Genomic DNA, 12473 nt, shown 5'->3' with positions numbered 1-12473 from the left:
AAGGGGCTCCCCTCCCAATCCGTCCTTGTTCAGCCGACTTGCAGCTGATTGACCACGTCGATGACTCCCGGCGTGTACCAGCAGTCCTTTTCGGCGGCGTCCTTTTCGATCTCCGAACCGACCTGACCGCGCAGCGTCACGACGCTCTCTCTCACCTCGATGCGGAATTTTTTCGGATCGACGAGAAAATCCTTTTCCATGATGGTGGTCAGATTGTCCTTGAGCTCCTCATCGTTATCCTCCTCCGGCGGATGGACGACCAGGAGGTTGCGCACGTCCGTCACACCCCGCACCCACCAGCTGAGAACCTCGCAGAGCCGCACCTGGACCAGGGAGCGGACCGAGCCGCGCAGGATGACGCCACCGCGGGTATCGGTCTCGATGTCGATCTGAGCCTCTTCGATGTTGCGCTCGGCGACGAAGGAACGGCGGATATGCTCGGCGATTTCCAGGTCCCCCATGGGGTTGGGGGTTTCGACCCGGAGTTCGTCGTGCACGGACTTCACCCCTTCGACTCCGCCGGCAAGACGGACGGCAACCCGCTTGGCCGCCACCGTCGGCACCTTCCCTTGCAGGGTCACATACCCCCCCTGGCTGCCGACAAGGAGCTGACTGTTGTGAAGCCGGACCCGCGGGTCCTGGCTGAGAACCCCTTCGACCTGCGCGATGATGTGACGATCGCTGTTTTCCATCGTCTCCCCTCCCTTTCCGGGCGCCCCCGGCCACGGTGCAGAATGCCCCGAAACGGGGCTGCCTATCTGCAGTGTAGCGCGGTTTTTTCCCTTCTCAAGGAGCTCAGAAGAGGAGAACGGGACAGCGGACGTTGTGGAGGGCGTAATTGGCGACGGTGCCGAAGAGGACATCACGGATCTCGCCGCTGCCGCGGCGGCCGAGGATCAGCAGATCGAAAGCCTCGTCATTGGCGATTCGGCAGACCAGCTGACGCGGCGCTCCGGACTCGAGGCGCACCTCGGCCTGGAGGCCCGCTTCCAGGAGTTGCAGCTGCAACCCCCGCAGCAGCTGCTCGCCGGCCTTGAGGGCGCTCTGGCGGATCATCTCCCGCTGGAAGTCGGGGATCATCCGGTAGGCGAAGCGCTCGACATCGATGACGTGCAGCAAAAGCAGCGGATCCGGGAATCGCTCCCGGTGGGCGATGATCGCCGCGATGGTATGGGCGGTGGTGGCGGAACTGTCGACGGGAACCAGGATCCTGACGGTCATGGGCATACTCCTGGAAAGAAAAAATCAGCCGCCGTAACCGTAGATCAGCCGCGGCAGAAACAAGACCAGATCGGGCCAGAAGGTCAGCACCATCAGGATGGCGATCTGGATCAGCAGAAAGGGGAGGACCGCCCGGGAGACGTAGAGGAGGTCGCGGTCGGCCACCGCGCCGGAGATGTAGAGGCTGACCCCCAGCGGCGGGGTGCAGTAGCCGATGCCGAGGTTGACGGTCATCAGCAGCCCGAAGTGCATGGTATCGATGCCGAACTTGTGGAGCAGGGGGAGGAAGATCGGCGTGAGAATCAGGGTCGCCGAGATGATGTCCATGAACATGCCGATGATCAGCAGCAGGATGTTGACGGCCAGGAGAAAGACCCAGGGGCTCTGGATGTTGGCGACCACGGCGTTGGCGATCTTGTCCGGTATCTGCTGAAAGGTGAGGTATTCGCCGAAGACCGAGGCTCCGGCGACGATCACCAGGAGCGTCGCCGAGGTCACCGCCGAGGAGACGATGACCTTCTTGACGTCGCCCAGGCGCATGTCCCGGTGGATGCAGATCTCGACGAAGAAGGCGTAGAAGCAGGCGACCACCGCCGCCTCGTTGGCGGTGAAGAGGCCGGAATAGATGCCGCCGAAGATGAGCACCGGCAGGAGGAGAGCCCAGACGCTCTCCCTGAGGGTCGCCATGACCTCCGCCAGAGAGGGGCGCGGCTTGGTCTTCACCCCCTGACGCCGGCAGAAGAACCAGGCATAGAGGGACATGGCGATCATGATGAGAATCCCGGGGATGAATCCGGTGAGAAAGAGAGCTTCGAGGGAGTCGTTGCTGACCATGGCGTAGAGGATCATGGCGATCGAGGGGGGGATGACCACGCCGAGAATCGGCGCCGTGGTCATGATGCCGATGCTGAACTCCTCGTCATAGTCATTTTCCATCAGGGCCGGAATCATGAAGCCTCCGATGGCGACCACCGTCGCCACCGTCGAACCGGAGATGGCGCCGAAAAAGCCGCAGGCGAGGACTCCGGCCATCGCCAGGCCGCCGGGGAGAAAGCCGACCAGGACGTTGGCGGTCTTGATCAGCTTCTGGACGATGGTGCCGGTGGTCATGATGTTGCCGCAGAGAACGAAGAAGAGGACGACGATCAGGGCGAACTTGTCCATGCTGCGGTAGAGGACTTCGATGACGATCTGCGGGTCGAGGCCGACCACCCACACCAGGCCGACCAGGCCGGTGAAAAAGAGGGCCATGAAGACCGGGACCGTCGCCGCCAGGGAGCCGAGGAGGAGCGCGAATATGAGGAGGTAGCTGTTGTCCATGATCACCCTTCCCCTGCCGAACCGCGCCAGTCTTCAACCATGACCAGCAGAGTGCGGATAAACATCATCCCCCCCATGAGCGGCAGGACGGCATAGAAGAGCCATTCGCGAATCTGCAGGGTGGCGGTACGGGCGTATTCGTCATGATAGACGGAGACGGTCATCTTCACCCCCAGGTAGACCATCAGAAGGGCAAAGACCAGGACCGCCAGGTGACTGAGGAGGGTCAGGGCCTTCTTGGTCACGGGAAAGATCTGGGGGACGGCGTCGATGCGGATCAGGGAGCGGCTGCGGATGGCGACGCTGCAGCCGATGTAGGTGGTGAAGAAGATCACCTTGCGCACCACCTCGTCGGACCAGTAGAGGTTGATGGAGGTCGTCTTGCGCAGGATGACGTTGGCCATGGCCGCCAGCAGGGCGAAGGCGACGGCGACAAAGAGGGACCAGTCCTCGACGAAAACGAAGGCGCGGTCGACGGCCTTGAAGATTCTTTTCAGCATCTATTGTCCCAAAAAAAGGGCCGGGGAGATCGCTCTCCCCGGCCGCTGTTGTCTGCCATGATCCCGGGGAAATCAGTCCCCCAGAGTCGAGCGTACCCGGGCCAGATAATCGGCACCGATTTTCTGCCCCCAGGTTTCATAGACCGGCGCGGTGAGTTTCACCAAAGCGGCCTTATCATCCTCCGAAAGAACGAAAAATTCAACCCCCTTCGCCTTGGCCGCGGCGATCTGCTCCTCGTGCTGGGCGCGGGTGCGGACGCGGGAGGCGGCGCTCTCCTCCGCGATGACCTCGAGGAGGATCTGCTGCAGGTCGGCGGGGAGCTTTTCGAACCACTGGCGGTTCATCAGGTGGATGAAAAGCCCCTGGGCGTAGTTGACTTCGGTGAAAAACTTGGCGACCTCGAACTTTTTGGTGATGTTGCAGACTGTCGGGGTGTGGTCGAGGCCGTTGATCACGCCGGTCTGCAGTGCCTGGGGTACGTCCGGCCAGGGCATGACGGTGAACTTGAGCCCCCAGGCCTTGTAGATGTCCGTGTTGACCGGCGCCTGGGCGATGCGGAAGTTGACCCCGGCGGCGTCCGCCAGGGTGCGCACCGGCGTCGTCGTCGCCCAGCCGTAGGTGCCGTAACCGGTGATATCGGGGACCATGATCCCCTCGGCGAAGGCCGCCTCGCTGAACGGTTCCCAGAGCTCGGGGGTGTTGCGGAAGGCGTCGAGCTTGTCGAAGGTGTCGACGACGTAGGGGAGATTGACGATGCCGAGGCGATCGGCGACGTTGGCCGCCGCCACCGAGGAGCTGAGCATCCCCTGCACGGCGCCGAGCTTGAGCTTGCTGATAACGTCCTTTTCCCCGCCGAGCTGGGACAGGGGGCGGAAATCCACATAGAGCCGGCCGCCGCTCTTCTCCCAGACCCGGTCGCGAATCCGATAGCCGACGCCGACCCCCTCGATGGCCGGATGGGAGACATTGGAGAGAATATAGGTGTATTCGGCCTTGGACGGGTCGAAAGCCGGCTTCCAGGTGGCCAGGGGATCCTGGGGAGCGGCGGTGGTCGCCGCCTCCGGAGCCTTGGCCTCCTTGGCCTCCTTGGCCGGGGGAGCTTCGTCCTTCTTGCAGGCAACCGGGGAAAGCAGCAGGGTGAGTGCCAGCAGCACGATCCATCCTCTTTTCATCTTGAGCGCTCCTTTTACAGGATAATGGGATTGGCGAGCGGCCAGCTTAGCACAAACGCTGTTTGTTTTAAAAACGGTTTCTCGGTTACCTAGCCCCTGTTCCGGCCCTTATTTTCCCGGACAAGACAGCCGTTCGGCGGGGCGGAACACCCCCCGACAAACCCCGCGACTCAGCGGCCGAGGGCGGAGCGGACCCGGGCGAGAAAATCTTCGCCGACCTTCTCCCCCCAGCTTTGGTAGACGGGGATGCTCAGCTCCCTGAGCTTGTCGCGATCCTCCGCGGAGAGGGTGAAGAATTCGACTCCCTTTAGTTCGGCGGCGGCGATCTCGGCGTTCTGCTGCGTGCGGGTGAGGCTGCGGGCACGGGCGCTCTCGACTTCGATGGCCGCAATCAGGATCGCCTGCAGGTCGGCCGGGAGCTTGTCGAACCAGGCGCGGTTCATCAGGTGGATGTAGAGCCCCTGGGCGTAGTCGAGGCGCGTAAAGTAGCGGGCGACGTCGAATTTTTTGGTAATGGAGCAGACGATGGGAGTGTGATCGAGACCGTTGATCACCCCGGTTTGCAGCGCCTGCGGGACATCGGGCCAGGGCATGACGGTAAACTTGAGCCCCCATGCCTTGTAGATATCGGCGTTGACCGGGGCCTGGGCGATACGGAAGTTGATCTCCCGAGCATCCTCCAGGGTGCGCACCGGCGATGTGGTCGCCCAGCCATAGGCGCCGTAGCCGGTGAAATCGACGACCTTGACCCCCTGTTCGAGGGCCGTAGCGCCGTATTCGGCGAAGAGCGCCCGATCGTTGCGGAAGGCTTCGAGCTTGTCGAAGCTGTCGACCACGAAGGGGAGGTTGACGACTCCCAGCCGGTCGGCGACGTTGACCGCCGCCACCGAGGAGCAGAGCATCCCCTGCACGGCGCCGAGTTTGAGCTTGCTGATCACGTCCTTTTCGCCGCCGAGCTGGGCCAGGGGGCGGAAATCGACGTAGAGACGGCCGCCGCTCTCCTGCCAGACCCGGTCGCGAATGGCAAAACCGACGGCGATCCCCTCGATGGCCGGGTGATCGACGTTGGAGAGGGTGTAGACAAAGGAGGCGCCGGAGGGGTCGAAGGCCGGCTTCCAGGCCGCCAGGGGATCGTTGCCGGAGGGGGCCTCCTGCGTCTTTTGTGCCGGGGCGGAAGGCGCCTCCCTGTCGCAGCCGCCGATCAGGAATACTGCAAAACCTGCCAAAAGCAGAAACGCCCACTGAAAAGACCGATGCACCATCGCTGTTCTCCTTTGGCAAGACATTGAAATGTGTATGAAATCCGGTAGTATTGGAGTTCGTTTACTCAGCGGAAGCATAGCGGCGGGACAGGGGAGGGTCAAGGGAAAATTATTTCGGACGAAATGGTCCCCGGCTCCGCCCCAAGGGACATTCCCCTTGACCCGATCTGATTTTTAATATATATTTTTTTTCGAATATTTAAAAGGGGGACCTTCGATCATGCGCATCACCCTGTTCATTTCACTTCTTTTCCTCGGCATCCCCATTCTCGGAGAGGCCGCAGACGTCGACCTGCGCCAGGCCCTGCGCGAGGCGGTGGCCGCTCGCCCCTTCGTCGAGGCGTCACGCCAGGAGGCGCAATCCGCCCGCTCGGCCGCCGACGCCGCCCGCAGCCGTTATTTTCCCCGGGTCGTCCTCAGCGAGACCTTCAGCGCCACCGACGAACCGGCGGGAAGCCTCTTTGCCACCCTCAACCAGGAACGCCTGATCCTCTATCCCTCGGCCGCCCCCTACAACGACCCTCCCACGACCCGGGACTTCGAGACCCGACTCACCCTCGAGCAGCCGCTCTTCGATCCCGACATCTCCTACGGCGCCCGGCGCGCCGCCCGGGGGGCTGAGGCCGCCGAGGCCGGCGCCCGCTGGAGCGCCGAAGAAGCGGCCTTTTCCGCCTTTCAGGCTTATCTTGCGGTGCAGAGTGCCGGATCGGCCCGCCAGTGGGTCGAGAGTTCGCTCAAGGAAGCCCGGGAAACCGAGCGTCTCGCCAGACTGCGCCAGGAGTCCGGGCTCGGCCTCCTGGCCGATACCCTGCGGGCCCGGGTTGCTCTGGCCGAGGCCGAGCGTCGCGCCCTGAGCTCCGGCAACGACCTGACTCTGGCACGTAAAAGGCTGGCGCTGGCCCTCGGGCGCAGCGGCGGCGAGGCCGACATCGCCGCGCCTCTTTCCGCCGAGGAATTCGCCGCCGTTCCGGCCGTCGCCGGGGGGGAACGGGCCGACCTTTCGGCCCTGACCCACCAAGCCGAGGCCGCCGATCTCGCCTATCGTCAGAGCCGCGCCGCCTTTCTCCCCCGGGCCGGGCTCAGCGCCGCCTACGCCCTGCACGATGAAGAAACCCCCTTCGGCGCCGAGGGGAGGGCCTGGAGCGTCCGGGCCGGATTGACGTGGGAGATTTTCGACGGCCTGGGAAAATCGCACCTGAAACAGAGCGCCGCCGCCGCCAGAAACGCCGCCCTAGCGAGACGAATGGAGATCTCCCGTCAGGCCGAATTCCACCGGGAAGAAGCCCGACTGCGGGCCGAAGAGGCGCGGTTGCAGCTCGCCTCCGCCCGCCAGGCACTCGAAGCCGCCGAGGAAAGCCGGCGCCTTTTGCTCGACCGCTACGACGCCGGCCTCAGCAATCTCAGCGACCTCCTGGCCCTCCAGACGGCCCTCGACGGCGCCCGTTTCGAGGCGGTCAACGCCGAAAGCCGCCTGATTCTCGCCCTGGGGAACATCCGTTTCCAGAGTGGAACCTTTATCGAATCCCTGCTTCCTGCCGAGGAGAATTCCCCGTGAAAATGACCGTCCTCTTTATAACCCTGCTGACCACCGCTTCGCTCTTCGGCTGCGGAGGGGAGATCGAACCGGGCCGGACCGCCGCCGAGGCGCCGGTGATCACCGGCCTCCCCCTGGCAACCGCCGTCGTGTCCTCGGTCTCGCAGGCGAATTTTCATGTGGGAACCGTGGAGAGCCCCGATCGGGGAACCCTCGCCGCCCAGATCGACGGACGCATCCTGAAGATCGCCGTGCGCCCCGGCGACCGGGTCGAGAAGGGAGACCTCCTCATCACCCTCGCCGACAACCAGGGGGGAGAGCGCCTGGCCGAAGCGGAAGGGGCCCGCAAGGGAGCCGCAGCCCGGCTGGATCTGGCAAGAAAAACCGAGGCCCGTTACCGGGAACTCTTCACGCGCAGCGCCGTCACTCCGCAGGAAATGGACCGGATCGACGCCGAACTGGAGATGGCCCGCCAGGCTCTGGCTCAGGCGACGGCGGCCGTCGAGGTCGCCCGCACGACCGCCGCCCATTCCCGACTCAGGGCCCCCTATTCGGCCCGGGTGGTCCGCAAGCTCATCGAGGAGGGGTCGACGGTTTTTCCCGGCACGCCGCTTCTGGTCCTCGACCGGGCCGGAGCCTGGCGGGTTCGGGTCAATCTTCCCGAATCGAGCCTGGCCGAAACGACCCTCGGCACCCCCTTCACGGTGGAAATCCCCGCCCTCGGGGCAAGAGTCGGCGCCCGGGTCGGTGAAATCCTCCCGGCCGCCGACCCCGGCACCCGCTCTTTTGCCGTCAAACTCGACCTCGACCAGGTTGCCGGACTCAGCGCCGGGCTCTTTGCCCGGGTCTCGGCCGAAGCCGAAGCGGCGGAAACGCTCCAGGTCCCCGCCACCGCCCTGGTTCACCGCGGCCAGCTCACCGGGATCTATGTCGTCGAGAAGGGGATACTGCGCTACCGCCTCGTCAAGACCGGACGCACCTTCGGCGACCAGGTGGAAATCCTCTCCGGTCTCTCCGCCGGCGAATCCTACGTAGCCGACGAAACCCGGCGGGCCCGCAGCGGCTCCCGGGTGGAGGGCTGATTCATGGCGGAGAATAAGCATCACTCCTTGGCGACACGGATCGTCGACAAGTTTCTCGAGGGGAACCTCTCGATCATCCTCATCGTCCTGTCGCTGCTGGCCGGAGCCGCCGCCCTCCTCCTGACCCCCCGGGAAGAAGAGCCGCAGATCGTCGTCCCCATGGCCGACGTCTACGTCCATATGCCGGGCGCCAGCGCCGAAGAAGTCGAAAAGCAGGTCTCGACCCGCCTCGAAAAGCTCCTCTACCAGGTTGACGGCGTCGAATACGTCTACTCCATGTCCCTCCCCGACATGGCGGTGGTCACCGCCCGTTTTTACGTCGGCGAGGACCGCATCGATTCTCTGGTCAAGCTGCACAACAAGATCAGCACCCAGGTCGACATCATCCCTCCGGGGGTCAGCGGCTGGGTCGTCAAGCCGGTGGAGGTCGACGATGTGCCGATCGTCAACCTTTCCCTTTACTCCAAAGAGGCCACGGATTTCGAGCTGCGCCGGGTCGCCGAGGAAGTCGTCGACCGCCTGCAGTCGGTAAAAAACACCTCGATCACCACCGTCATCGGCGGTCGGGTCCGGGCCATACGCGTCGATCTCGACCCGCAGGGGGTGAGCGCGCGGGGTCTTACCCTCCTCGATATCCGCCGGGCTCTCGACGGCGCCAATCTCGAACTCCCCGCCGGCAGCTTCCAGCGGAACAACGAGGAGATCCTGGTGCGGGGCGGCGCCTTTTTCCGCTCCGCCGCCGAGGTCGCCGACCTGGTCGTCGGCGTCAACGAGGGGGTCCCCGTCTACCTGCGGGACGTCGCCACGGTGGCCGACGACATGGCCGAGGCCGACACCTACACCCGGCTCCGTTTCGGTCCGGCCGGCGATGCGGCGGCAGCGGCCGAAGGGCGCGAGCACCAGGCGGTCAACATCGCCGTCGCCAAGAAGAAGGGGACCAACGCCGTGGTCGTCGCCAAAGAGGTGATCGCGGCGGTGCGGGGGATGGAAGGGACGATCATCCCCGACGGGATGGAGGTGCGGGTCACCCGCAACTACGGCGAAACGGCCGACCACAAGGTCAACGAGCTCATCACCCACCTGGTGATCGCCATCGTCACCGTCCTCGCCCTGGTCTTCTTCGCCCTCGGCTGGCGCGAAGCGCTCATCGTCGCCGTCTCCATTCCGATCATCTATTCGCTGACCCTCATCGTCAACTACTGGTTCGGCTTCACCATCAACCGGGTCACCCTCTTCGCCCTCGTTCTCGCTCTCGGTCTTCTGGTGGACGACCCGATCGTCGACGTGGAAAACATCTACCGCCACTTCAAGATGAAGAAGGAGCCGCCGCGGGACGCCGTCCTCTCGGCCATCGACGAGGTCCGCCCGCCGGTGATCCTGGCGACGCTGGCGGTCATCCTCTCCTTTTTGCCGATGCTCTTCATCACCGGGATGATGGGCCCCTACATGCGCCCGATGGCCATCAACCTGCCGCTGACCATGATCATGTCCCTCCTGGTCGCCTTTACCGTCACCCCCTGGATGAGCTACCACGTCCTCAAGGGACAGTACGGCACGGAAGAGAAGGAGTACGTCCTCGAGGAGAGCCGCATCTATCGGGTCTACGGGCGCCTGATGACCCCCTTTCTCGAATCGAGGGGGAAGGCCTGGACCCTGGTCGGGGTTGTTCTTCTCCTCCTTTTGGGATCGATGGCCATGCCGGCGCTGAACCTGGTGCCGATGAAGATGCTCCCCTTCGACAACAAGAACGAGTTCCAGCTGGTGGTCGACCTCCCCGAGGGGACGACCCTCGAAACGACGGACGCCGCCGTGCGCGCTCTCGAGGATTATCTGGCGACGGTCAACGAGGTCACCGACTTCGAATCCTACGTCGGCACGGCGAGCGCCATGGACTTCAACGGCATGGTGCGCCACTACTACATGCGCCAGGGGCCCAACGTCGCCGACATCCGGGTCAACCTGGTGAACAAGAGCGAACGCGCCCAGCAGAGCCACGCCATCACCCTGCGCCTGCGCGACGATCTGACGCGCATCGCCGCAGACCACGGCGCCCTCCTCAAGGTGGTGGAAGTTCCCCCGGGACCGCCGGTGATCGCCACCCTGGCCGCCGAGGTCTACGCCGAACCGGGGATCTCCTATGGCGACCAGATCGCCGCCGCCGGCCTGGTCCGTGCCCGGATGACCAGCGAAGACAAGGTGGTGGATGTGGACGATACGGTGGAATATCCCCAGCGCCGGCTGCACTTCGTCCCCGACCGGGAAAAGGCCGCCCTCTCCGGCATCAGCAACGACGAAATCGCCCGAACCCTGGCCCTGGCCCTCGGCGGCGACGCGGTCGGCAGCGTTCATGTCGATTCGGAACGCAACCCCCTGGCGATCCTCCTGCGCCTCCCCCTCTCCCGCCGCTACTCGGCCGCCGCCCTGGAAGGGCTGCAGCTGCGGAGCCGAACCGGGGAGCTGGTGCGCCTTTCCGAACTCGGGGCCTTCGTCAGCCACCCCCTGGAGCCGACGATCTATCACAAGAACCTGGAGCGGGTCGTCTACGTCTTCGGCGAGACGGCGGGGAAGAGCCCGGTCAACTCCATTCTCAACCTCTCGGGGCACTTCAAGGACCACCCCCTCCCCCTGGGGACGAGCGTCGTCTGGAGCGGCGAGGGGGAATGGAAAATTACCCTCGATGTCTTTCGCGACCTCGGCATCGCCTTCGGCGCCGCCCTGGTCCTGATCTTCATCCTCCTCCTCATCGAAACCGGCTCCACGGCCATGCCGCTGATCATCATGGCCGCCATCCCCCTGACGATGATCGGCATCATGCCCGGCTTCTGGATCCTCAACCTGATCCTCGATTCCCCCGTCGGCGGCTACAACACCCCGGTCTTTTTCACCGCCACGGCGATGATCGGCATGATCGCCCTGGCCGGAATCGTGGTGCGTAACTCGATCATCCTCATCGACTTCATCCACCACGCCCTGCGCCGCGGCACCCCCCTGAAGGAGGCGATCGTCGAGAGCGGCGCCGTCCGCATGCGGCCGATCCTCCTCACCGCCGGAGCGGCACTCCTGGGGAACTGGATCATCACCCTCGACCCGATCTTCTCCGGCCTGGCCTGGTCGATCATCTTCGGGGTCTTCGCCTCCACCGCCTTCACCCTGGTGGTGATTCCCGTCGTCTACTGGCTCATCTACGGCAAGAAAGCCGAACAACACGCAAGGAGATTCCAAAAATGACCATCAACCGTTTTCTGCGCCTGATCGCCGGGTTTTTCGTCATGGCAAGCGCCATGCTGGCCCACTACCATTCCCCCTACTGGCTTTTTTTCACCGCCTTTGTCGGCCTCAACCTCTTTCAGAGCGCCTTTACCGACTGGTGCCCCATGATCACCATCCTTCGCAAACTCGGCGTCAAGGAGGGGTAAGGAGAGGCTCTTCGCGAAGGGGAGAGGAGCTGAGCAGAAGCTTCAATCAACAACAAAAGGGGGGAGGCGATGCCTCCCCCCTTTTGTTTTGGCCCCGCCCGATGGCGACCTGTCGGGGAAATCGTGGCGGCAATCCCGCCAATTGCCGTAAGGTCCCCGGGGTTCCCGTTCTTCCTGATACGCCCCGCAATCGGGAACATTAGTGTAATTTCAGAGACCTGGGGGGAAAAGACCCTCCCTGTCCAGGAAAAATCAAGATTGGCCCGCCCCTTGCTATATATTAACCGGGACTTATGCTCCGGTCCTTTTCAGGACATTCCCAAGAAAAGTGCTCTCTTGCCATGAGGAGAAAGACGAGTACGGGTATCAACAAAGAGAGAAAAAGGAGGCGATCATGCAATGCGAACTGCTGGAGACCTGCGGATTTTTCAAGGAGTATCAGGGAACCCTTGATCTGGCCTGCCGCGGATTCATCAAGACCTACTGCAAGGGGCCGCAGATGAACGAGTGCAGGCGCAAGGAATACCGCCAGGCCCACGGAAAACCCCCTGTCACGGAGATGATGCCGAACGGCCAGACCATGCCGAAGGAATACCGGAAAAACGACTGATCCGGTCGTGCCGAGGGTTGCCGGAAAAGAGAAAGCGCGGAGAGAGCCTCCGCGCTTTTTTCAATTCTGCCTTCGGCCATTTCCCCGTCGGCCGATCTTCAGCTGGCGATGGAGAGTCGGGTCCTTTCGAGGGCCCGGGCCAGCTGATCGCAGCAGCTGGTGCCGCTGCGGCAGACAATGCCGCGCAGCACTTCGATCACCCGGTCGATGCGCTCCCCCTGGATCAACCGGGAAACCGCCTGCAGGTTGCCGTGACAGCCGCCGATGAACCGCACCTCGACCACGATGTCGCCGTCGAGCTCGATATCGATAAATTTGGCGCAGGTCCCCTGGGTGGTAAACGTCGTTTTCATCG

Annotated in this window: 12 protein-coding genes; 5 read left to right on the top strand and 7 right to left on the bottom strand. The window is 63.7% G+C overall.

Translation table 11 applies throughout. From position 1 onward, the window contains the following. Positions 1–29 precede the first annotated feature (29 nt). The 6 genes from DSOUD_RS01785 to DSOUD_RS01760 all read right to left on the bottom strand — a co-directional run bounded on the left by DSOUD_RS01785 (position 30) and on the right by DSOUD_RS01760 (position 5476). Complete coding sequence (locus tag DSOUD_RS01785) at positions 30–692, bottom strand: BON domain-containing protein (protein WP_053549385.1); 663 nt, start codon at positions 690–692, stop codon at positions 30–32. A 103-nt stretch (positions 693–795) separates the two neighbouring features. Continuing rightward, on the bottom strand, positions 796–1221 hold the full coding sequence (locus DSOUD_RS01780; RefSeq protein ID WP_053549384.1) for a universal stress protein: 426 nt from the start codon (positions 1219–1221) through the stop codon (positions 796–798). 24 nt (positions 1222–1245) lie between these two features. Further along, on the bottom strand, positions 1246–2541 hold the full coding sequence (locus DSOUD_RS01775; protein ID WP_053549383.1) for a TRAP transporter large permease: 1296 nt from the start codon (positions 2539–2541) through the stop codon (positions 1246–1248). Positions 2542–2543: 2 nt separating this feature from the next. Further along, positions 2544–3041, bottom strand: a complete 498-nt coding sequence (locus DSOUD_RS01770; protein ID WP_053549382.1) for a TRAP transporter small permease — start codon at positions 3039–3041, stop codon at positions 2544–2546. A gap of 72 nt (positions 3042–3113) precedes the next feature. After that, positions 3114–4214, bottom strand: coding sequence for a TRAP transporter substrate-binding protein (locus DSOUD_RS01765; RefSeq protein WP_053549381.1), 1101 nt, complete (start codon positions 4212–4214; stop codon positions 3114–3116). A 170-nt stretch (positions 4215–4384) separates the two neighbouring features. Next, positions 4385–5476 carry a TRAP transporter substrate-binding protein gene (locus tag DSOUD_RS01760; protein WP_082351006.1) on the bottom strand — a complete coding sequence of 364 codons (1092 nt, stop codon included), beginning with the start codon at positions 5474–5476 and terminating at the stop codon, positions 4385–4387. A gap of 220 nt (positions 5477–5696) precedes the next feature. Between DSOUD_RS01760 and DSOUD_RS01755 the strand changes: the two genes are divergently transcribed. From DSOUD_RS01755 to DSOUD_RS01735, 5 genes are all read left to right on the top strand, one after another. Beyond that, positions 5697–7031, top strand: a complete 1335-nt coding sequence (locus tag DSOUD_RS01755; protein ID WP_053549380.1) for a TolC family protein — start codon at positions 5697–5699, stop codon at positions 7029–7031. A gap of 2 nt (positions 7032–7033) precedes the next feature. After that, positions 7034–8092 (top strand): efflux RND transporter periplasmic adaptor subunit, encoded by a 1059-nt coding sequence (locus DSOUD_RS01750; protein ID WP_232426526.1) that lies wholly within the window; start codon positions 7034–7036, stop codon positions 8090–8092. Between the two features lie 3 nt (positions 8093–8095). Beyond that, positions 8096–11320: an efflux RND transporter permease subunit gene (locus DSOUD_RS01745; RefSeq protein WP_053549378.1), complete on the top strand. Its 3225-nt coding sequence runs from the start codon at positions 8096–8098 to the stop codon at positions 11318–11320. Next, a complete protein-coding gene (locus tag DSOUD_RS01740) occupies positions 11317–11508 on the top strand; it encodes a YgaP family membrane protein (RefSeq protein ID WP_053549377.1) in 192 nt (63 codons plus the stop codon). The genes DSOUD_RS01745 and DSOUD_RS01740 overlap by 4 nt, the downstream gene beginning before the upstream one ends. A 394-nt stretch (positions 11509–11902) precedes the next feature. After that, on the top strand, positions 11903–12118 hold the full coding sequence (locus tag DSOUD_RS01735; protein WP_053549376.1) for a hypothetical protein: 216 nt from the start codon (positions 11903–11905) through the stop codon (positions 12116–12118). A gap of 98 nt (positions 12119–12216) precedes the next feature. Here DSOUD_RS01735 and DSOUD_RS01730 read toward each other — a convergent pair whose 3' ends face one another. Further along, positions 12217–12471 carry a TIGR03905 family TSCPD domain-containing protein gene (locus DSOUD_RS01730; RefSeq protein WP_053549375.1) on the bottom strand — a complete coding sequence of 85 codons (255 nt, stop codon included), beginning with the start codon at positions 12469–12471 and terminating at the stop codon, positions 12217–12219. Between the last annotated feature and the right edge of the window lie 2 nt (positions 12472–12473).

Origin of the sequence: Desulfuromonas soudanensis, from assembly GCF_001278055.1 — a bacterium.
GTDB classification, from domain to species: Bacteria; Desulfobacterota; Desulfuromonadia; order Desulfuromonadales; family WTL; genus Deferrimonas; species Deferrimonas soudanensis.
The sequence above is the reverse complement of the archived record's forward strand: the minus strand, read 5'-3'. Positions and strand labels throughout refer to the sequence as shown.

Excerpts from the sequence above, each read along its gene's own strand:
- DSOUD_RS01785 (WP_053549385.1), bottom strand. The coding sequence starts at position 692 with ATGGAAAACAGCGATCGTCACATCATCGCGCAGGTCGAAGGGGTTCTC.
- DSOUD_RS01780 (WP_053549384.1), bottom strand. The coding sequence starts at position 1,221 with ATGACCGTCAGGATCCTGGTTCCCGTCGACAGTTCCGCCACCACCGCC.
- DSOUD_RS01775 (WP_053549383.1), bottom strand. The coding sequence starts at position 2,541 with ATGGACAACAGCTACCTCCTCATATTCGCGCTCCTCCTCGGCTCCCTG.
- DSOUD_RS01770 (WP_053549382.1), bottom strand. The coding sequence starts at position 3,041 with ATGCTGAAAAGAATCTTCAAGGCCGTCGACCGCGCCTTCGTTTTCGTC.
- DSOUD_RS01765 (WP_053549381.1), bottom strand. The coding sequence starts at position 4,214 with ATGAAAAGAGGATGGATCGTGCTGCTGGCACTCACCCTGCTGCTTTCC.
- DSOUD_RS01760 (WP_082351006.1), bottom strand. The coding sequence starts at position 5,476 with ATGGTGCATCGGTCTTTTCAGTGGGCGTTTCTGCTTTTGGCAGGTTTT.
- DSOUD_RS01755 (WP_053549380.1), top strand. The coding sequence starts at position 5,697 with ATGCGCATCACCCTGTTCATTTCACTTCTTTTCCTCGGCATCCCCATT.
- DSOUD_RS01750 (WP_232426526.1), top strand. The coding sequence starts at position 7,034 with ATGACCGTCCTCTTTATAACCCTGCTGACCACCGCTTCGCTCTTCGGC.
- DSOUD_RS01745 (WP_053549378.1), top strand. The coding sequence starts at position 8,096 with ATGGCGGAGAATAAGCATCACTCCTTGGCGACACGGATCGTCGACAAG.
- DSOUD_RS01740 (WP_053549377.1), top strand. The coding sequence starts at position 11,317 with ATGACCATCAACCGTTTTCTGCGCCTGATCGCCGGGTTTTTCGTCATG.
- DSOUD_RS01735 (WP_053549376.1), top strand. The coding sequence starts at position 11,903 with ATGCAATGCGAACTGCTGGAGACCTGCGGATTTTTCAAGGAGTATCAG.
- DSOUD_RS01730 (WP_053549375.1), bottom strand. The coding sequence starts at position 12,471 with ATGAAAACGACGTTTACCACCCAGGGGACCTGCGCCAAATTTATCGAT.